General features: G+C 40.2%; 20 protein-coding genes and 1 tRNA gene. 3 read left to right on the top strand and 18 right to left on the bottom strand.

What is annotated here, in order from left to right:
- Positions 1-59 precede the first annotated feature (59 nt).
- The 16 genes from NFR61_RS09540 to NFR61_RS09470 all read right to left on the bottom strand — a co-directional run bounded on the left by NFR61_RS09540 (position 60) and on the right by NFR61_RS09470 (position 16,750).
- Positions 60-377 (bottom strand): DUF3467 domain-containing protein, encoded by a 318-nt coding sequence (locus NFR61_RS09540; protein WP_251623477.1) that lies wholly within the window; start codon positions 375-377, stop codon positions 60-62.
- 111 nt (positions 378-488) lie between these two features.
- On the bottom strand, positions 489-4,742 hold the full coding sequence (gene rpoC, locus NFR61_RS09535; protein WP_251623476.1) for a DNA-directed RNA polymerase subunit beta': 4,254 nt from the start codon (positions 4,740-4,742) through the stop codon (positions 489-491).
- Between the two features lie 32 nt (positions 4,743-4,774).
- Complete coding sequence (rpoB, locus tag NFR61_RS09530) at positions 4,775-8,587, bottom strand: DNA-directed RNA polymerase subunit beta (RefSeq protein ID WP_251623475.1); 3,813 nt, start codon at positions 8,585-8,587, stop codon at positions 4,775-4,777.
- Between the two features lie 92 nt (positions 8,588-8,679).
- On the bottom strand, positions 8,680-9,057 hold the full coding sequence (gene rplL, locus NFR61_RS09525) for a 50S ribosomal protein L7/L12 (protein WP_251623474.1): 378 nt from the start codon (positions 9,055-9,057) through the stop codon (positions 8,680-8,682).
- A gap of 45 nt (positions 9,058-9,102) precedes the next feature.
- The gene (gene rplJ, locus NFR61_RS09520) at positions 9,103-9,621 is read right to left on the bottom strand and encodes a 50S ribosomal protein L10 (RefSeq protein ID WP_251623473.1); all 519 of its coding nucleotides are present in this window, start codon (positions 9,619-9,621) and stop codon (positions 9,103-9,105) included.
- 29 nt (positions 9,622-9,650) lie between these two features.
- Entirely contained in the window at positions 9,651-10,346 is a 696-nt protein-coding gene (gene rplA / locus NFR61_RS09515; protein ID WP_251623472.1) for a 50S ribosomal protein L1, read from the bottom strand.
- A 26-nt stretch (positions 10,347-10,372) separates the two neighbouring features.
- Positions 10,373-10,810, bottom strand: a complete 438-nt coding sequence (gene rplK, locus NFR61_RS09510) for a 50S ribosomal protein L11 (protein ID WP_251623471.1) — start codon at positions 10,808-10,810, stop codon at positions 10,373-10,375.
- A gap of 24 nt (positions 10,811-10,834) precedes the next feature.
- Positions 10,835-11,383, bottom strand: a complete 549-nt coding sequence (gene nusG, locus NFR61_RS09505) for a transcription termination/antitermination protein NusG (RefSeq protein WP_251623470.1) — start codon at positions 11,381-11,383, stop codon at positions 10,835-10,837.
- Between the two features lie 17 nt (positions 11,384-11,400).
- Positions 11,401-11,592 carry a preprotein translocase subunit SecE gene (gene secE / locus NFR61_RS11265; protein ID WP_420910118.1) on the bottom strand — a complete coding sequence of 64 codons (192 nt, stop codon included), beginning with the start codon at positions 11,590-11,592 and terminating at the stop codon, positions 11,401-11,403.
- Positions 11,593-11,614: 22 nt separating this feature from the next.
- Positions 11,615-11,687, bottom strand: a tRNA-Trp gene (locus NFR61_RS09500).
- 48 nt (positions 11,688-11,735) lie between these two features.
- The gene (tuf, locus tag NFR61_RS09495) at positions 11,736-12,923 is read right to left on the bottom strand and encodes an elongation factor Tu (protein WP_251623469.1); all 1,188 of its coding nucleotides are present in this window, start codon (positions 12,921-12,923) and stop codon (positions 11,736-11,738) included.
- A 181-nt stretch (positions 12,924-13,104) separates the two neighbouring features.
- Positions 13,105-13,404: a ribosome hibernation-promoting factor, HPF/YfiA family gene (hpf, locus tag NFR61_RS09490; RefSeq protein ID WP_251623468.1), complete on the bottom strand. Its 300-nt coding sequence runs from the start codon at positions 13,402-13,404 to the stop codon at positions 13,105-13,107.
- Between the two features lie 19 nt (positions 13,405-13,423).
- Entirely contained in the window at positions 13,424-14,305 is an 882-nt protein-coding gene (locus tag NFR61_RS09485) for a tyrosine-type recombinase/integrase (RefSeq protein WP_251623467.1), read from the bottom strand.
- A 130-nt stretch (positions 14,306-14,435) separates the two neighbouring features.
- Positions 14,436-14,627 carry a 30S ribosomal protein S21 gene (rpsU, locus tag NFR61_RS09480; protein ID WP_251623466.1) on the bottom strand — a complete coding sequence of 64 codons (192 nt, stop codon included), beginning with the start codon at positions 14,625-14,627 and terminating at the stop codon, positions 14,436-14,438.
- Positions 14,628-14,812: 185 nt separating this feature from the next.
- Entirely contained in the window at positions 14,813-15,079 is a 267-nt protein-coding gene (locus NFR61_RS09475) for a tetratricopeptide repeat protein (RefSeq protein ID WP_251623465.1), read from the bottom strand.
- Positions 15,080-15,088: 9 nt separating this feature from the next.
- Positions 15,089-16,750 carry a M23 family metallopeptidase gene (locus NFR61_RS09470; protein ID WP_251623464.1) on the bottom strand — a complete coding sequence of 554 codons (1,662 nt, stop codon included), beginning with the start codon at positions 16,748-16,750 and terminating at the stop codon, positions 15,089-15,091.
- 139 nt (positions 16,751-16,889) lie between these two features.
- Here NFR61_RS09470 and NFR61_RS09465 point away from each other — a divergent pair, with 139 nt between their 5' ends.
- The 3 genes from NFR61_RS09465 (at position 16,890) to rny (ending at position 19,295) form a co-directional block, all read left to right on the top strand.
- On the top strand, positions 16,890-17,183 hold the full coding sequence (locus NFR61_RS09465) for a hypothetical protein (protein ID WP_251623463.1): 294 nt from the start codon (positions 16,890-16,892) through the stop codon (positions 17,181-17,183).
- A 3-nt stretch (positions 17,184-17,186) separates the two neighbouring features.
- Complete coding sequence (locus tag NFR61_RS09460) at positions 17,187-17,489, top strand: cell division protein ZapA (RefSeq protein ID WP_251623462.1); 303 nt, start codon at positions 17,187-17,189, stop codon at positions 17,487-17,489.
- Positions 17,490-17,759: 270 nt separating this feature from the next.
- Positions 17,760-19,295, top strand: a complete 1,536-nt coding sequence (rny, locus tag NFR61_RS09455) for a ribonuclease Y (RefSeq protein WP_251623461.1) — start codon at positions 17,760-17,762, stop codon at positions 19,293-19,295.
- A 108-nt stretch (positions 19,296-19,403) separates the two neighbouring features.
- Here rny and NFR61_RS09450 read toward each other — a convergent pair whose 3' ends face one another.
- Both NFR61_RS09450 and NFR61_RS09445 read right to left on the bottom strand, forming a co-directional pair.
- The gene (locus NFR61_RS09450; RefSeq protein ID WP_251623460.1) at positions 19,404-20,477 is read right to left on the bottom strand and encodes a PDDEXK nuclease domain-containing protein; all 1,074 of its coding nucleotides are present in this window, start codon (positions 20,475-20,477) and stop codon (positions 19,404-19,406) included.
- Positions 20,478-20,883: 406 nt separating this feature from the next.
- On the bottom strand, positions 20,884-21,705 hold an 822-nt coding region (locus NFR61_RS09445), incomplete at its 5' end, for a glycine rich domain-containing protein (RefSeq protein ID WP_251623459.1).

Genomic DNA, 21,705 nt, shown 5'->3' with positions numbered 1-21,705 from the left:
ATTATAAAATCACCTGCATTAATACAAGAATAATAAAATCAGAAAATAAACTATACCCATCAAGCCTGTCCTTGCGGTTCTAAATTTATTGTAAATCCTGGCACACTTCTGTTATCTTCTGGAAAATTTATTTTCCCATTTATTTGCTCATATTTACGAATATTATCCTGAAGTGCTGATAATAAACGTTTAGCATGTTCAGGTGTTAAAATAATTCGACTCTTCACCTCCGCTTTGGGTATTCCCGGCATAATCCTGACAAAATCTACAATAAACTCCGAAGTTGAGTGTGATATTATTGCCAAATTCGCATAAGTTCCCTGAGCTACTTCATGATTTAACTCAATCTCCAACTGCTCATGTTTATTTTCTTCCATAATATCAATTATTTAATTATTACTCTCAAAATAAAGATTCTTTTAAATTTCAATCACAATAAATACACATCCCCCCTATACAAAGAAACGCCTCAAATGAGGCGTTTCTTTTTATTTAGCAATCTTTTCCATCTCCTCTTTAGAGCCTACTATCAAACTATTAAACTCTTTCATTCCAGTCCCTACCGGTATCAAATGGCCACAAATAACATTCTCTTTCAAGCCCTCCAATGGATCTACCTTTCCGTAAATCGCGGCTTCATTCAACACTTTTGTCGTTTCCTGGAAAGAAGCAGCAGAAATAAAACTAGAAGTCTGCAGTGCTGCACGAGTAATACCTTGCAATACTTGAGCAGAAGTTGCCGGTACAGCATCCCGAGCTTGTACAACCTTCATATCTCGACGTTTCAATTGTGAATTAATATCACGCAATGTACGCGCCGATATAATCTGCCCCGGTTTCACTCTATCAGAATCTCCCGCCTCCGTAACAACCTTTTTACCAAACATGTCATCATTCTCTTCCATAAACTCTAACTTATCAACAATTTGGTTTTCAAGGAATTTCGTATCACCGGCATCCTGAATCAACACCTTACGCATCATTTGATGAACAATGATCTCAAAATGCTTATCATTGATCTTCACACCCTGCATACGGTATACATCCTGTACTTCATTCACAATATACTCCTGTACTGCAATCGGACCTTGAATATTCAAAATATCAGTCGGAGTAATAGCACCATCAGAAAGTGGTGTACCGGCACGTACGTAATCATTTTCCTGTACCAAAATTTGCTTAGACAAAGAAACTAAATATTTCTTCACCTCTCCAGACTTGGAAGTAATAATAATTTCCCGATTACCACGTTTAATCTTGCCATAAGTCACTTCACCATCAATTTCTGACACAACAGCCGGATTTGAAGGATTACGGGCCTCAAACAACTCCGTCACACGAGGAAGACCTCCCGTGATATCACCAGCCTTACCCACTGCTCTCGGAATTTTTACAATAGTGCTACCAGCAACGACCGTATCTCCTTCTTTCACAACAATATGAGCACCAACCGGTAAGTTATAACTCTTTACAGTATTACCTTTATTATCCTTTACCAAAATTGCAGGTGCTTTCGTCCTATCCCTGAACTCAATAATTACTTTCTCGCGGAAACCGGTTGTTTCATCTGATTCTTCCTTATAAGTCTCTCCTTCAATCAAGTTCTCTGTTGCAATAGTTCCACTAAACTCTGTAATAATCAAAGCATTAAATGGATCCCATTCACAAATCAAATCTCCTTTCTTCACATCTGCACCATTCTTCACAAATACCTTAGCACCATAAGGAATGTTATTAGTAATCAATGCTATATTCGTATTTTTATCAATAATACGCAACTCCGTCAAACGTCCTACTACCACATCACATTTCTGGCCATTCTCTTGAGTATATTCAACCGAACGCATTTCCTCAAACTCAACAACACCATCATATTTTGCTCTTAATGAATTCTCTGTAGAAATATTACCAGCAGTACCTCCTACGTGGAAAGTTCTCAAAGTCAACTGTGTACCCGGCTCTCCAATAGACTGTGCTGCAATTGTACCAACCGCTTCTCCCATTTCAACTAAACGCCCTGTAGCCAAATTACGTCCATAACATTTAGCACAAACTCCCTTCTTCGCTTCACACGTCAATACTGAACGTACTTCTACACGCTCAATCGGAGAATCTTCTATAACTTGAGCAATCGCTTCCGTTATTTCTTCCCCTGATTTTACCAACAACTCTCCTGTACTCGGATGATAAACATCATGAACAGATACACGTCCTAAAATTCTTTCATAAAGAGAAGATACTACTTCTTCATTATTTTTAATTGCAGCAATGCTAACACCTCTCAATGTTCCACAATCTTCTTCGGTAATCGTTATATCATTAGCCACATCCACCAAACGACGGGTCAAGTAACCGGCATCAGCCGTTTTCAGAGCCGTATCCGCCAAACCTTTACGAGCACCGTGGGTTGAAATAAAGTACTCCAACACCGACAATCCCTCTTTAAAGTTTGCCAAAATCGGGTTCTCGATAATCTGTCCTCCGGCAGCACCTGACTTCTGCGGTTTTGCCATCAAACCACGCATACCCCCCAACTGACGAATCTGCTCACGAGAACCACGGGCTCCGGAATCAAGCATCATATAAATAGAATTGAAGCCCTGTTTATCTGAGGCCAATTGCTTCATCAAGGTTGAAGTCAAATTAGCATTCACATGGGTCCAGATATCAATAATCTGATTATAACGTTCATTATTCGTTATAAAGCCCATGTTATAATTGGCCATAACTTCTTCTACCTGCTGATATCCCTCTGCCAACAAAGAATCCTTCTCCGTCGGTACAATTACATCCTCCAGATTAAATGACAATCCACCTTCAAAAGCCTTGCGATATCCTAAATCCTTGATGTCATCCAAAAACTTAGCCGTAACATCTACACCACATTTCTTAAACACATCTCCGATAATATCTCTCAATGCTTTTTTCGTAATCAATGTATTGATATACGGATAATTTTTAGGAGTAAATTGATTCAAAATCACACGCCCAACAGTCGTTTCTATCGTATGCTTAAACGGCTTTCCTTCTTCATCCACATCATCAATCTTCACCTTAATCTGAGCATGCAAATCCACAGCTCTTTCATTCAAAGCAATAATAACCTCCTGCGGAGAATAAAATGACAATCCCTCTCCCTTCGCCCCCTTACGCGGCTTGGTAATATAATACAACCCCAAAACCATATCCTGAGAAGGCACGGTAATAGGAGCTCCATTTGCAGGATTCAAAATATTGTGAGCACACAACATCAAAATCTGTGCTTCCAATACAGCCTCATTTCCCAAAGGCAAGTGAACAGCCATTTGGTCACCGTCGAAGTCGGCATTAAATCCGGTACAAGCCAAAGGATGCAAACGGATAGCCTTTCCTTCAATCAACTTAGGCTGGAATGCCTGAATACCCAAACGGTGCAACGTCGGAGCACGGTTTAACAATACCGGATGTCCTTTCAGTACATTTTCCAAAATATCCCATACTACCGGATCGCGACGGTCTACAATCTTCTTGGCACTCTTTACAGTTTTAACTATACCCCGTTCTATCAATTTACGGATAATAAAAGGCATATACAATTCGGCAGCCATATCCTTCGGCAAACCGCACTCATGCATCTTCAAATCCGGCCCAACGACAATAACCGAACGAGCTGAATAGTCTACACGCTTACCCAACAGGTTCTGACGGAAACGTCCCTGTTTTCCTTTCAAACTATCGGAAAGAGATTTCAATGGACGGTTATTTTCAATCTTTACCGCATTGGATTTGCGTGAATTATCAAATAAAGAATCAACAGCCTCCTGCAACATACGTTTTTCATTACGTAAAATCACATCCGGAGCCTTGATTTCAATCAACCTTTTCAAGCGATTATTACGAATAATAACCCGTCTGTACAAATCATTCAAATCGGAAGTAGCAAAACGTCCACCATCCAAAGGCACCAAAGGACGTAACTCAGGAGGAATAACAGCCAAAACTTTCACAATCATCCATTCCGGCTTATTAATTTCCTTACTCTCACGAAATGCTTCAACCACCTGTAAACGTTTCAACGCTTCATTCTTACGCTGTTGGGAAGTTTCCGTATTCGCCTTATGACGTAACTCATACGACAAATCATCCAGATTCAACTTTTCCAGCAACATACCAATTGCCTCTGCCCCCATCTTAGCTATAAACTTATTGGGATCATCATCATCCAAATGTTGATTATCTGCCGGCAAGGTATCTACTAAATCAATATATTCCTCTTCTGTTAAGAAGTCCAATTGATTAATTCCCCGTTCTGCCAAAATACCTGGCTGAACAACCACATATCTCTCATAATAAATGACAGAATCCAATTTTTTAGAAGGCAAACCTAACAAATATCCGATCTTATTAGGTAACGATTTAAAATACCATATATGAGCAACCGGAACCACCAACTGGATATGTCCCATACGCTCACGTCTCACCTTCTTCTCCGTCACCTCAACACCACAACGGTCACAAACAATTCCTTTATAACGAATCCGTTTATATTTACCGCAATGGCACTCATAATCCTTCACCGGACCGAAAATTCTTTCACAGAACAATCCGTCTCGTTCAGGCTTATATGTACGATAATTTATAGTTTCCGGCTTTAACACCTGTCCGCTGGAACGTTCCAATATCTCCTCCGGGGATGCCAATCCGATAGCTATCTTCGTAAAGCTCTTAGGCTTATTTGTATTATTATCTTTTCTAAAAGCCATTTTTCTTGATTTTAGATTCTTTAAATCGTAAATTATACTAGGTTTACGCTCAAACCAAGTCCTCTCAATTCATGCAACAACACATTGAAAGATTCAGGCAATCCCGGTGTCGGCATCGGCTCTCCTTTCACAATATGCTCATACGTCTTCGTTCTACCCATAACATCATCAGATTTCACTGTCAAAATCTCCTGCAAAATATGAGCTGCACCAAATGCTTCAAGAGCCCAAACCTCCATCTCTCCAAAACGCTGTCCTCCGAATTGAGCTTTACCACCAAGTGGTTGTTGGGTAATCAACGAATACGGTCCGATAGAACGGGCATGCATCTTATCATCAACCATGTGTCCCAGTTTCAGCATATAAATCACACCGACCGTCGCAGGTTGGTCAAAACGTTCCCCCGTACCTCCGTCATACAGATAAGTAGTACCGTATCTCGGAACACCAGCCTTATCCGTTAATTCATTAATATCCTCCAAAGTTGCACCATCAAAAATAGGCGTTGCAAACTTCATTCCCAATTTCTGACCAGCCCAACCTAATACCGTCTCAAATACCTGTCCCAAATTCATACGAGACGGTACTCCTAACGGATTCAAACAAATATCAACCGGCGTACCATCTGCTAAAAACGGCATATCCTCAACCCTAACAACACGTGATACAATACCTTTATTACCATGACGTCCCGCCATTTTATCTCCAATCTGCAATTTACGTTTTTTAGCCACGTAAACTTTAGCCATTTTAATGATTCCGGAAGGAAGCTCATCCCCTACAGTTGCATTATATTTTTTACGCTTCATTCTCCCCTCGATTTCCTTATATTTGATCACAAAATTGTGAAGCAAATCACGGATCATATCATTCCGTTGTTTATCCGTCGTCCACTTATTCGGATTAACCTCCAGATAATTCAAATTCTGTAAAGTCTTCAATGTAAACTTCACTCCTTTGGCAATCACATCTTCATTCAGATAATTTTTCACGCCCTGAGAGGTCTTACCGTTAGTCAATTCAAACAATTTATCAATCAACAACGTCGTCAAATCCCCCACATTACGTTCAAACTGTTCATCAATCTCTGCCAATATCGTTTTACCTGCAGCTTTCGACTTCCGATCGCCAATGGTGCGTTGGAACAACTTCTTATCAATGATTACCCCCTTCAAGGAAGGAGAAGCCTTCAAAGAAGCATCTTTTACATCTCCTGCTTTATCACCGAAAATAGCCCGGAGCAATTTTTCTTCCGGACTGGGATCAGATTCCCCTTTCGGAGTAATCTTACCAATCAAAATATCCCCCGGCTCTACTCTTGCTCCAATGCGAATCATACCATTCTCATCCAAATTCTTGGTCGCCTCTTCACTAACATTCGGAATATCAGCTGTCAATTCCTCTACTCCTCGTTTAGTCTCTCTCACTTCCAAAGAATATTCATCAACATGAACAGAAGTAAAGATATCATTCCTGACAATATTTTCAGATATTACAATAGCATCCTCATAATTATATCCCTTCCAAGGCATAAAAGCCACTTTCAGATTACGTCCCAATGCCAACTCACCACCCTCTGAAGCATATCCTTCCGTTAATATCTGTCCTTCTTCCACACGTTGTCCCCGTCTAACAATCGGACGCAACGTAATGGTCGTACTCTGGTTTGTCCGCTTATACTTCGGTAAAATATATTCTTTTGTATCTCCCACAAAACTTACAAACCGTTCCTCTTCTGTCTGATCATATTTTATCACAATATGATGACCATCTACAAATTCCACAACGCCCGGTCCTTCTGCTACCACCTGTGTACGAGAATCCTTAATTAAATTACCCTCCAATCCTGTTCCAACAATCGGAGCCTGCGGTTTAATAATGGGCACCGCTTGCCGCATCATGTTAGAACCCATCAAAGCGCGGTTCGCATCATCATGTTCCAAGAAAGGAATCAAAGAAGCTGCAATAGAAGCGATTTGATTCGGAGCAACGTCTATCAAATCAATATTTTCAACTTCCTCCAAAGGAAAATCACCGTCCTTACGTGATTTAGCCCGCTTATTTACAAAATGCCCATCATTATCAACCTTTGCATTTGCCTGCGCTATAATCAATCCTTCTTCTTCTTCAGCCGATAAATATTTTACTCCTTCAGCAGACAAATCTACAACTCCATTAGTCACCTTTCGGTAAGGAGTCTCTATAAATCCGAGTTCATTGATCTTTGCATATACACAAAGTGAAGAAATCAATCCGATATTCGGACCTTCCGGAGTTTCAATCGGACACAAACGTCCATAATGGGTATAGTGAACATCTCGTACCTCAAATCCTGCCCGGTCTCTGGACAAACCACCAGGTCCCAAAGCAGACATACGCCGCTTGTGCGTAATCTCGGCCAACGGATTAGTCTGGTCCATAAACTGCGACAAAGCATTAGTTCCGAAGAAAGAATTAATCACCGAAGACAATATCTTCGAGTTAATCAAATCCACCGGAGTAAACACCTCGTTGTCACGCACATTCATTCTTTCCCGAATAGTACGTGCCATACGGGCCAAACCTACCCCAAACTGATTATATAATTGTTCTCCAACAGTACGCACACGACGATTACTCAAGTGGTCGATATCATCCACATCCGTACGTTCATTCAACAACTTAATCAGATACTTGATAATCTCAATCATATCCTCCTTCGTCAATACCCGAACAGAAGGATCTGTAGACAAGCCCAATTTTTTATTTAACTTGTAACGTCCCACATCCCCCAGGTCATAACGCTTATCAGAGAAAAACAATTTATCGATTACGTCACGTGCAGTTGCTTCGTCAGGCGGTTCCGAACTACGTAACTGCCTGTAAATATGCATCACTGCTTCTTTTTCCGAATTACACGGATCTTTTTGCAGTGTATTATATATAATGGCATAATCTGCCAGATTTTGCTTTTCTTTATGTAACAAAATAGTCTTTGCGCCCGAATTGACAATCGCATCAATATGTTCATTTGCCAGAACAGTCTCACGATCTACAATAATTTCGTTACGCTCAATAGATACCACTTCACCGGTATCTTCATCTACAAAATCTTCCACCCACGTCTTCAAAACACGAGCAGCTAAGCGCCTTCCAACGACTTTCTTCAACCCCGCCTTGGATACATTCACTTCATCTGCCAAATCAAATATCTGTAAAATATCCTTATCCGTTTCAAAGCCAATTGCCCGCAACAACGTCGTCACCGGTAATTTCTTCTTACGGTCAATATAAGCATACATTACATTATTGATGTCTGTAGCAAATTCAATCCATGATCCTTTAAACGGGATAATACGAGCTGAATATAATTTTGTACCATTAGCATGAACACTCTGTCCAAAAAATACACCGGGCGACCTATGCAACTGAGATACGATAACTCTCTCTGCCCCATTAATAACAAATGTACCTTTAGGTGTCATATAGGGTACATTTCCTAAATATACATCCTCTATGACAGTATCAAAATCTTCATGTTCGGGATCCGTACAGTACAATTTTAATTTTGCCTTCAAGGGTGCTCCATACGTCAATCCCTGTTCCAGACACTCGTCAATAGTATAACGGGGAGGATCAATAAAATAATCCAGAAACTCCAATACAAAATTATTTCGCGTATCGGTAATGGGAAAATTTTCCTTAAAAACGGTGTAAAGGCCCTCGTTTTTCCTATTTTCAGGCGTAGTACCTAATTGAAAAAAGTCCTTGAACGACTTTAATTGTATCTCAAGAAAATCAGGATATTCCAACTGATTTTTAATGGATGCAAAGCTGATTCTTTTATTTGAATTATTTGAAGACATCTATTAATTTTTTGGAACCTAAACAATAATAACGACAAAATGGTTTAGAGTCAAAAATGACTCTAAACCGTTAAAACCCAATGGGTCTATACTTATTTAAGTTCAACTTCAGCTCCTGCTTCTTCAAGTTGAGCTTTCAATTGTGCAGCTTCTTCTTTAGAAACTTTTTCTTTCAAAGGAGCCGGAGCCTTATCAACTAATTCTTTAGCTTCTTTCAAGCCAAGACCCGTCAACTCTTTCACTAATTTAACAACTCCTAATTTTGCAGCACCAGCTGATTTCAAAATAACATCAAATTCACTCTGTTCTGCACCACCAGCAGCTGCACCACCAGCAGCCGGAGCAGCAACAACAGCTGCAGCTGCAGCAGGTTCAATACCGTATTCTTCTTTTAAGATATCAGCTAATTCTTTTACGTCTTTTACAGTCAAGTTAACTAATTCTTCTGCAAGTTTTTTCAAATCTGCCATTTCGATAAGTATTTAAAATTGTTTTTACTCTAATAAAATAATAAATTATGCTCTATCTTCCAATGTTTTAAGAACACCTCCGATAGTATTCTTCCCTGATTCCAAAGAAGAGATAAGTTTTTGCATCGGTGATTGCAACAACAAGATAATATCTCCCAGCAATTCTTCTTTAGATTTAATGCTGACAAGAGCATCCAGTTGATTCTCACCCACATAGACACTTTCCTCCACATAAGCAGCCTTAAAAACAGGTTTATCGTGACTTTTCCTGAATTCCTTAATCAGTTTAGCCGGAGCATTTCCTGTTTCACTCAGCATAATAGCACTGGAACCAGCCAAAGCACCATATAATTCCTCATAATTTGCTTCTAAGCCATCCAATGCAACCTTTAACAAGGTATTCTTTACCTGTATTAATTTGATGCCGGCGTTAAAACATTCTCTGCGTAAATCCTGTGTGGCAACTGCATCCAACTCAGAAATATCACTGATATAAAGATGCTTATATGCCTTTATCTGCTCGGTTAAATTGTCTATGATTACTTGTTTTTCTTCCCTTTTCATTCTACAAAGGTCCTTTTTAAGGTTAATAATTAATCAAGTAATGACTTAAGGTCTAATTTAATACCGGGACTCATTGTACTTGACAGGAACACACTCTTCACATAGGTTCCTTTAGCTGAAGACGGTTTCAATTTATTAATAACATTCATGAATTCACGAGCATTATCTCTAATTTGATCCGCATTAAAATTCACCTTGCCGATTGAAGCGTGTATAATACCAAATTTGTCAACTTTAAAATCAATTTTCCCTTGCTTAACCTCCGTTACAGCCTTGGCAATATCCATTGTCACCGTACCGCTCTTCGGGTTAGGCATCAATCCACGAGGACCTAAAATTCGTCCCAAAGCACCTATTTTACCCATGATAGAAGGCATGGTAATGATAATATCAATATCAGTCCAACCGGACTTCAATTTCTCAATATAATCATCCAATCCTACATAATCAGCTCCTGCAGCTTGAGCCTCTTCTGCCTTTTCAGGCGTACAAAGTACCAAAACACGCACTTGCTTACCAGTACCATGAGGTAAGGTTACGACACCACGCACCATCTGATTGGCTTTACGCGGGTCTACTCCCAGACGAACGTCCATGTCAACTGACGCATCAAACTTAGTAAAAGTAATCTCTTTTACAAGTTTAGCAGCTTCGTCGATGGTATATACTTTACCGTCGTCGATTTTTTCTAAAGCTAACTTCTTATTTTTTGTCAGTTTACTCATTACGTTTGAAGTATTTTACAAATTCATTAAAAAGGTCTGTCACCGTCAACAGTGATTCCCATACTTCTGGCAGTTCCAGCTACCATACTCATTGCTTTTTCCACTTCAAAAGCATTCAAATCGCTCATTTTCCCTTCTGCAATTTGTCTTACCTGATCCCAGGAAAGAGAAGCCACTTTCTTACGATTGGGCTCTGCAGAACCGGATTTGATTTTCGCTACTTCTAAAAGCTGAACAGCAACAGGAGGTTGTTTTGTAATAAAATCAAAAGATTTATCACCATAAACCTGAATAATTACCGGAATAATCTTTCCTGCCTGATCCTGAGTTCTTGCATTAAACTGTTTACAGAAGTCCATAATATTGACTCCTTTAGAACCTAATGCCGGACCTACAGGAGGAGAAGGATTAGCGGCACCAGCTTTAATCTGCAGCTTAATAATAGCTTCAACTTCTTTTGCCATGATTTTTTCTTCTCAAAAATTTAATTATTCTTTTTCTACCTGCATGAAACTCAATTCAAGAGGCGTTTTACGTCCAAAGATCTTAACAATTACTTTTAATCTCTTCTTATCGCTATTCACCTCCTCAATCACACCGGTAAAACCGTTAAACGGTCCGTCTGTAACTTTTACGGATTCGCCTACGAAATAAGGCACGCTTATTTCTTCCGGTTGTTCTGCAAGCTCATCAACCTTTCCAAGAATCCGATTTACTTCTGCCAAACGCATCGGTACCGGATCACCTCCTTTGGTTTCCCCCAGGAAGCCTATAACATTCGTGACATCACGAAGTACGTGAGGGACTTCACCAACTAAAGCAGCCTCTACTAATACATATCCGGGAAAAAAATTCCGTTCTTTACTAATCTTTTTGCCGTTACGTACCTGGAAGATCTTCTCGGTAGGTATCAAAACCTGAGAAACATAATCCTGAAGCCCCAAACTGGCAATTTCGCTTTCGATGTATTCCTTCACCTTCTTCTCTTTACCACCAATCACACGAAGCACATACCATCTTTTTTTTATTTCTGCCATGTTAGTTCTCGGGATTATTAATAAAACATACTATATACAAAGGTCATCACATGTCTGAATACAAAATCCATCACAAAAATACCAATAGCAATAAGGACGGAAGCAATCATTACGATAGTGGCACTGCTCTGGAGCTCTGACCAAGAAGGCCAAGACACTTTATTGACCAGTTCGTTATATACCTCTGCAAAATAACCTTTGATGTTCATCTCAAATTCTAATTCATTAAAGCACGGATGGAGAGACTCGAACTCCCGACACTCGGTTTTGGAGACCGATGCTCTACCGACTGAGCTACATCCGTAAAACAGGGTTGATCCGAAAATCAACCCTTTAAAATATGAATAAAGTATTATTCAATAATTTCAGTGATCTGACCAGCACCTACCGTACGTCCACCTTCACGAATAGCGAAGCGCAAACCTAATGAGCAAGCTACCGGAGTCAACAATTCTACCGTAATCGTTACGTTATCTCCCGGCATTACCATTTCGGTTCCTTCCGGCAACGTAATTTCACCCGTTACGTCCATTGTACGTAAATAGAATTGCGGTCTGTATTTGTTATGGAACGGAGTATGACGTCCACCTTCTTCTTTTTTCAAGATATAAACCTCAGCTTTGAATTTCTTGTGCGGTTTAACAGAACCCGGTTTTGCCAATACCATACCACGTTTGATTTCGTTCTTGTCGATACCACGCAACAACAAACCAACGTTATCTCCGGCTTCACCTTCATCCAACAATTTACGGAACATCTCAACTCCCGTACAAACGGTTTTCTTTCCGTCTGCACCCAAACCGATGATTTCCAACTCATCACCTACGTGTACAATACCCGTTTCGATACGACCGGTAGCAACAGTACCACGACCAGTGATTGAGAATACGTCCTCAACAGGCATCAAGAACGGTTTTTCATTATCACGCGGAGGAAGCGGAATCCATGTATCAACAGCATCCATCAATTCCATTACTTTTTCTTCCCATTTTGCTTCACCGTTCAATGCACCCAAAGCAGAACCCAATATAATAGGAGTATTGTCTCCGTCATATTGATAGAAGTTCAACAACTCGCGAAGTTCCATTTCCACCAATTCCAACATTTCCTGGTCGTCAACCATATCCACTTTATTCAAGAATACAACGATTCTCGGTACGTTTACCTGACGAGCCAACAAAATGTGCTCACGAGTCTGGGGCATCGGACCATCCGTAGCGGCACAAACCAAAATAGCACCGTCCATCTGAGCAGCACCCGTAACCATGTTCTTTACATAGTCAGCGTGACCCGGACAGTCAACGTGTGCATAGTGACGATTTGCCGTCTGATATTCTACGTGAGAAGTATTAATCGTAATACCTCTTTCTTTTTCTTCCGGCGCATTATCGATAGAATCGAAAGAACGCAATTCAGAAAGACCTTTCTTTGCCAACACAGTCGTAATTGCTGCCGTCAAAGTGGTTTTACCGTGGTCTACGTGACCGATAGTACCAATATTTACGTGCGGTTTTGACCTGTCAAACTTTTCTTTAGCCATAGCTCAATACAATTTTATTATTAAACAATTTATCACAAAAAAATCCGAATCTCTTTTAAAATACCTGACTCATACCACTTTATAGTACTATAAGTCAGAAAAAATTCTTTATTTGGCTTGCAAATGTAGAAAAATATTTCGTATTGCAAAAACTTTTTCTAAAGTTTATAGCCGCAAGTCATTATTTTTCTCTCTCTTTTTCTTTAATTTTAACCAACTGGCGCTTAACCACATCATACAATTCATCTACCGCATCCTCAAATTTTCTCGCATTTTTCTTTGCAAACACATCTTGCCCCTTTACATCCACACGAACTTCAACGACTTTATTTTCAAGATTATCATCCTTTTCCAACTTCAAATTCACTTCAATCCTTAAAATAGAATCATTGTACTTGTCCAACTTGGAAATCTTCTTTTGAATAAAATCTTCCAATTGCGAACTTGCCGAAAAACCGACTGCATTAATTTTTACTTCCATAATCTATTCCTCCCTAAATTTAGGCTCTTGGATGAGCTTTGTTAAACACCTTGATTAAATTCTCAAAAGAATTATGAGTATATATTTGAGTCGCTGCCAGATCCGCATGTCCCAGCAACTCCCGGATAGCTTCGATACAAGCGCCGTTGTTTAACAACTGCGTCGCAAACGTATGTCGCAAAACATGCGGGCTTTTCTTAGACAACGTCGTATACATGCCCAGATATTTCTGAACCAGACGATAAATAAACTTATCGTAAACAGGCTTCCCTTTATCGGTCACAAAAAAATACCCGTGTTTCTCTCCCCCGACCTCTTTCCGAAGTTCCAGATAACACTTCATATCCTCTATCAATTCATCCGCCAAAGGCACCAGCCGTTGTTTATTCCCCTTTCCCGTAATAACGACAGTCTTGCCGGAAAAATCAACATCTCTGTCCTTCAGACCGACCAACTCCGAACGCCGCATGCCGGTATAATAAGCCATCAACAGCACAAGCCGGTCTCTCAATTCATGGAAGCCCCCTTGCAACTCCTCCGAATCCAGCATATTATTCATCTGATAATCCGGAACAAACACCGGCAAACGATGTCCCATTTTAGGCGTAACAACTATTTCCGTCGGATCCTCTTTTACTTTCCCTTCCCGCATCAAAAAACGGAAAAAGGTACGCAACGTACTCAATTTCCGACGAACCGTAGCCACCGTCCCTCCTTCGGACATTTTTATCATCACCCATTCCCTTACGATTTTCGGTGTGATATCCTCAAATCCCCGGATATCGTTTATCGTTGCACAATAGGCCAAAAACTGCTCCAGATCTTTTTTATAGGCAGTCAATGTAAAAGACGAATACCTTTTTTCATCCTTTAAATAATTAAAAAACGGCTCAACATTCATATCTTTTACCCTTAAATTTCAAAAGTCAACGATCTTGGAAAAGACCCTTGACTTTTGAATGTAATATTATGCCTTTTCAGGCATCCAATTTAACTATTTTATTCGGGAAAACAAATTCCGAACAAAAAAATTATTCTTCGGAAATCTGTAAACTCTGTTTATAAATAGCTTTCAATTTCTGCTGTCTGCTAATAACAGAAGGTTTTGTGAACGCTTGGCGATCTCTCAATTCTTTAATAATCCCGGTTTTCTCGAATTTTCTTTTAAATTTCTTCAAGGCTCTTTCAATATTTTCGCCTTCTTTCAAAGGAACAATAATCATAGTTTTTATCTCATTATAAAATTTAACATTTTTATTTATGCGCCCATTCGCGCATATCTCCAACCTATACTATATTTATCTATCTCCAATATCCCCGGAATAAGGTCACCCCCTTTCGATAGCTGTCGTTAGCCTGTTATTATTTTAAACAATTGGCTGCAAAAATAGTACAAAAAAACTAAAATTCAAGGGTTCAATAAATCTTTGTGATAAAAATTCAAGATATTATTAATCATCGTGACATACGTATGCGCCTTGATATTATCAGGATTCTTTCTCAAGACAGCATTAAACTTATTCAACGCCTGAATACTCTTACCTTTTTTATAATACAACTCCCCCAACAGCAACAACATCTCCTCCTCTTCTTCCTGCTCACATTTCCGTTCCAATACAGCAATCGCCTCCTCCAATTTCCCTTCCGCTATCAATACTTCCACATATTCTTCCATTTTTCTCTCCTAATTATTCCGTTGACAAGCCACCCGTTTTTTCGCCTCATTCCCCGCCCTATCCCATACGCTCAACTCTATTTCATTCTGCCCTTTTACAAAAGCAGGCTCCCGCAAACGACACGTCAACAAATTACTTTTTGCATCATATTCAAACAGACACCACTTTCCGTTCACCTCTCCCCGGTATGCCTTTATCCCCGACAAATTATCCCGGACAGTAAACTTCAACATACCTCCCGATACACCCAAATATTTTATTTCCGGCGCCACCGTATCCACTGCATACGTATAACGCCCCCAACAAGAAGTATATGCAAACATACCCTCTTCCCCCAACTTTGTATCCAACGCGTCAAGCATTTTTCTATCTGTCACCCGGCAAATCACATTCTTTTCATTAAAATCTCCCGACACCTCCAAACGTAGCGGACGCCTCAAAGGTTGTTCCTTAGACGAAAGCATAAATACATCGTACCTATTTCCATCCGCCAGTGTCATGGTATCCACCACTACCATCCGAGGCAAAGAAGCAAACAAAACACTATCTCCCAAAACTACACGATACTCTTTTTTTAATAACGTATGCGCACACTTATAATCCAGCACCTCCCTTTCCTTTTCACTCCCCGCACCCTTCGCCACCAACGTAAAGCAGAGTTCCGCCTCGTTTCCGTTATAATCCGCCACCCTGACAGCGACCCTCTTTTCTTCCCCCTCCTGCATTTCAATCCATCCTTCACCTTCCGTCTTTACACCCGGAACTTCCGTAATATAATGTCCGAACGTACGATAAACCGTCTCCCTGGCACGCCTGTATAGCTCAAAATCTTTCAGTTCGTTCACCAGACAACTACACTCAAACAAACAGGTATCCACCGTCAATTCAAAATGCTTCTTTCCCTCTACTTCCACCACTATACGGTATACGCCCAATTTATTCCACGACCCATTCATAATATCCGTCAGGTAGAATCCCATACCGTTCTTCCCTGCCGATACTGTCACACGCCCACCGTCATAACGGTTATTCTCAAGCAATTTCGGAACAAACCGTTTCTTTCTTTCCACACATCCGTCCTTTACCATATGATACAGATAGCAAGCTCTTACTTTGGGAGCCTCATTATCCTGAATATCTACAAACAAAAGCGGATTTAAAACGGCTTCCGTCCGGGTATCCCTGTACTCAAAATGCAAATGAGGACCACCCGAAGACCCGGTATTGCCGCTAAACGCCAGCGTATCCCCCTGCTTGAACACCAAACCATATTCACCCATATCCATATCCACCTCGAACGACTCATTTTCATATTGCTTCTGCCTGACTATTTCGGTAACCGCCGGATGAAAACGCAACAAATGAGCGTAAACAGTCGTCAAGCCGTCTTCATGCTCCACATACAGGGCATTTCCATAGCCCACCGGAGAAACCTTCACACGAGCCACCCTTCCATCCTTCACACACACCACCGGCAATCCGACCCTGCCTTCCGTTTTCATATCCAAGCCCGTATGAAAATGCGTTTCCCTCAACTCCCCAAAGCCACCGCTCAACAACAAGGGAATTCTCAAAGGAGCAATCCGCTCCTGCTGCTGGGCGCACAAAATTTCACGTCCCAAAACCAAACAACAAATTATCACACAACAATATCGGATTGCACTCATCATTACTCAAGAATAAATACTATACGTATAGCGGTATTTTATTGTACAAATATATCAACACTCTTGATATTTTAAAGAAAAAAAAATATCTTTGTCGTGAAATCATTTCAAAAATAATTATTTTCAGGTTATCCGAAATAATATGACTGAAAGAAAAGATATCGTTTTAAACGAACTAAATTATAAAGTTGAAAGATTAATAAAATTAAATATAGCCTCACTCGAAAAGAATCAGATTTTAGAAAGCAAAATAAACGAATTGCTCAACGAAATCGAACACTTGAAGGGGGAGAACAAAATTTTGAATGAAGAATTAAAAACAGCCAGAGTGGCTAACGCTATATCGGGTAACAACAAGGGAAGTTACCAGGCGAAAATGCGGATAAACCAGCTGGTGCGGGAGATTGACAAATGTATTGCTCTTTTGAATAACTAATTTATGAGCGAAAAAGATACAGCCGTTTCGATACATGTCAGCATTGCTGATAAAAAATTTCCGATAATCGCGAAGAATCAGGATGAAGAAGAAGTTTATCGGGCTGCATCGAAACGTATTAACGATATGATTTCAAAATTTCGGGCAAAATACGGCTCTCAGGCCGACCCTTTGGATTTTCTCTATCTGACAGCCTTTCAACATACGGTTGCACTGATACGGGCGGAACGAAGGAATGACACGGAACCGATATTGGATGAAATAGAGAAACTTAACAGAAGAATCGACGAAATCACAAAAGAGTAATATCATAAGGCGTTCTTTGATTTTACCATAACAATATCCCGCATTGTTTCACATTTAAGCGAAAACTCAACACTTTATCAATTAGAGCGGATGCTTTATTTGCCCAAAACAGGCCTCAACTCTTAGGAGTTCCTTCGGGACGGTGGAAGTTTGAATCAAATGGCAGCTCTACCCGTGTCTTACAGGGGTTTTCTTAAAAGAAATAGTGCGGGTTTTTTATTATAGAAACATTATATACAAACAATTATAAATTAAATTAATTTCAAAAACATGACAAATATAATTATCGCAGGGGGGATCGCTTTAGTCGTGGGAATCTTGATCGGATATGTCATCATCAAAATTGCCCTGAAGCACCGAAGTCAAAATATCATTAAAGAAGCTGAAGCCGAGGCCGAAGTCATCAAAAAAGATAAAATACTTCAAGCAAAAGAAAAGTTCTTACAAATCAAAGCCGAACACGAAAAACAGGCTGCAGCCAGAAACAATAAAATCTTAATGGCTGAAAACAAGCTGAAACAGCAGGAATCTTTCATCTCCCAGAAAATGGAAGAAATCCAAAGAAAATCGAAAGACATTCAGGCTCAACAAGCCAATTTTGAAGTACAGAAAGAGTTGATGGAGAAAAAAGTGGCAGAACTTGACAAAATCAAAAAGATGCAGATTGAGCAGCTGGAGGCTATCTCCGGCATGTCCGGCGAACAGGCAAAAGAAAAACTTATCAATTCTCTGAAAGAAGAAGCCGAAGCCGAAGCCGTTTCCTACATCAATGAAATCATGGAAGAGGCAAAAATGACGGCCAACATGGAAGCGAAAAAAGTGGTCATAAAAACGATACAACGCGTTGCCACCGAAACAGCTACCGAAAACGCCGTATCCATATTCCACATTGATTCCGATGAAATCAAAGGACGTATTATCGGACGCGAAGGCCGGAATATCCGGGCTCTTGAAGCTGCGACCGGTGTTGAAATCATCGTAGATGACACCCCCGAAGCCATCGTGCTTTCAGGCTTCGACCCGGTAAGAAGGGAAATTGCCCGTTTATCCTTGCACCAACTGGTAACGGACGGCCGTATTCATCCCGCCCGTATCGAGGAAGTCGTCAATAAAGTAAAAAAACAGATTGAAGAAGAAATCATCGAAACCGGGAAACGGACGACCATCGACTTAGGTATCCACGGTCTTCATCCGGAACTCATCCGCTTAATCGGAAAAATGAAATACCGTTCTTCCTACGGACAAAACCTATTGCAGCATGCCCGCGAAACGGCTAATCTTTGCGCCATCATGGCTGCCGAATTAGGACTGAACGTCAAAAAAGCGAAACGTGCCGGATTATTACATGACATCGGGAAAGTGCCCGACGACGAGCCGGAATTGCCGCACGCTATTTTAGGTATGCAACTGGCTGAAAAATACAAAGAAAAACCGGACATCTGCAATGCCATCGGAGCCCACCATGAAGAAATGGAAATGACCTCTTTGATTGCTCCCATCGTACAGGCTTGCGATGCCATTTCCGGTGCCCGTCCCGGTGCACGTCGTGAAGTGGTGGAATCCTACATCAAACGTCTGAAAGACATGGAAGACCTGGCTTTATCTTACAATGGCGTTGTCAAAACGTACGCCATCCAGGCTGGGCGTGAACTACGCGTTGTAGTGGGAAGTGAAAAAATCTCGGATAGCGAAGCGGAAAAAATCTCCTTCGATATTGCAAAACGTATCCAGGATGAAATGACTTATCCCGGACAGGTAAAAGTTACGGTTATCCGTGAAACCCGGGCCATCTCTTACGCCAAGTAAAAACAATTATTACATACTGAAGTCCCCCAAAGTTAGATGTTCAACTTTGGGGGATACTTTTTATTATTATAAAGGTTGTAAAACCCGGGAGTAGAGTTGATACACTTTTTATTTCGTTTTTTCTCCTAATTTGGTCTCAATCTCTTCAATAGTAGGAATTGTCCCTTCTACATTTTCCGGATATAATTTCGCCAACTCATATTCTGAAATACCTAATGGTTGACTACTTGATTCCAAGGCATATTGGGCCAGAAGATTATTTTTTTGTTTACAAACAAGCAAACCGATAGTTGGATTATCACGTCCTTCTTTACGCAACAGATGATTGCAGGCAACAACATAACCGCCCAATTGCCCTGCGTCTGAAAAATCGAACTCTCCAATCTTGACTTCAATGACAACATAACACGACAGCTTCAAATTATAAAAAAGTAAATCTATAAATTTCTCTTTTTCATCTATCTGCAAACGATATTCTTTGCCGACATATGCAAAACCTGTCCCTAATTCGATAAGAAATTGTGATATATTTTCAAGCAAGGCATCTTTCAAGACCTTTTCATTATACCTCCCTGTAATTCCTGTAAATGCAAAATTGTACGGGTCTTTAGTTATTTCCTGTGCTAAATCACTTGTTTCTTTAGGTAATGTCTGTTTGAAATTTGTTAATGCTTTAGCAGAACGTTCATAAAGATCCGTATCAAGAAAACTAAGCAATATATCCCGACTCCAACCGTTCTGTATCGTCTGACGGACAAAAAACAATGCCTTTTCAGGAAATTCAAAAAATTTATCAATAATATATCGATGATGCCCCCATGGAATAGAAAATATATCTACATCTATTTGTTCCACAGATTGTGGGACAATTTGCGGAATGACATTCTGAAAAGGTAGATAAAGAAGATAAAACTTCTTCATATAATATAAATTGGTTCGTGAGAACCCCGCTGCATCGGGAATTTCCCTTTGTAAATCCATAGAAAGCGACTTTATCACTTTTTCTCCCCATCTTTCTTCTATTCGCATTTCTACAATATCCCGACCCAAGCTCCAGTAAAACCGTAACATTTCCTGATTCACTTTCACCGCTGCCTTAATTTGACTTTGGCGATAGCGTGAACTTAATTCATTCACCCATTGTATATAATCTTTATCCAAAATAGTTATAGGTTTACTCATATCTTATTTTCTTCTCCAAATATTGTCGCAATGTATTTGCACATTCCCCTCTATTGCAATTCAAATATAGTAAATTATACTCAACAATCCTATCAAAACAACAGCAAACCAAGCACATTTATTAAATATCTTTTCGGCCAATAAATACACCTTTTTTAAAAACCTATCATTTTCATGCCAAAAACCTATCGTTTTTGAGATAAAAACGATAGGTTTAAAAATAACAGGTTTGGTCATTAAGCCGGATGTATCTAAATATGATTGCTAATATTTTTAATATCAGATACTTATTTGTTTTTTGCAGGCGTTCATTGAAAATGGATACTCCCTTTGAAAAAAAGAGGCTCTTTTTGCATCAAAAACATACTCTTTTTTAGTAGAAAACATATCCTTTATTTTTTCACTATTAGTTTAATGGCGTAATCCGTACCTGACCATTTCCGCTGTTGCTTCCGGAAGTCATAGAAGTATTTGTAAAGAATAACCCGGAATAGTGCTTCGCTTGTCCCGTATGAATAATACTCGTCGATGTAGAAGAAGCACTAATCGCATTACATCCGCTATGACCGGAAATAAACGACGACCCTCCTGCGCCGGAGCCAACTACCGCAGCATTCCAATGACCACTACCGCCACCATAATATCCACTTCCTCCCCCTCCTCCATGAGAACCGTTTTTATTTCCTCCTGTTCCAAATCCTCCAGATCCACCACCCTCACCATTAGCCCTATGTCCTCCGACACCTCCGGCTGTCTGGGTTCCTCCTTTTGCAACATAAAGTGACGTTCCTGTTCTACTAGCTTTTTTATTTCCATCACTTCCGGTCAGTCCACCTGCATCACCTCCATTTGACCCTCCTGAATGATTATCACTACCGCCACCACCACCGGCAACCATGATACGGGATTTCAAACTATTGAAGTTGTTCCAACTACCTCCTGATAGACGTATATCGGAAGCACCACCGCCACCCCGTGCATTATAATTACCTCCACACATTCCACCTCCGTTAAATGCATAACTTGTAGTATTATTCTTATACCCTTGCTCCCCGACATAAATATACAACACTCTTTGTGTCGGCAAGTTGATATCTCCCGAAGTACGCCCTCCGTAACCACCTATTTTATTATAACTTCCACCCTGCGCACCCCAACATATCATTTGATATTTCCCCGCCGCCAATGTTACACTATCCATATAGCCCCGATAAGGAAATGTTCCGTC

The organism is Odoribacter lunatus (assembly GCF_943193135.1).
GTDB classification, from domain to species: Bacteria; Bacteroidota; Bacteroidia; order Bacteroidales; family Marinifilaceae; genus Culturomica; species Culturomica lunata.
This window is presented reverse-complemented; position numbering and strand designations above follow the sequence as displayed.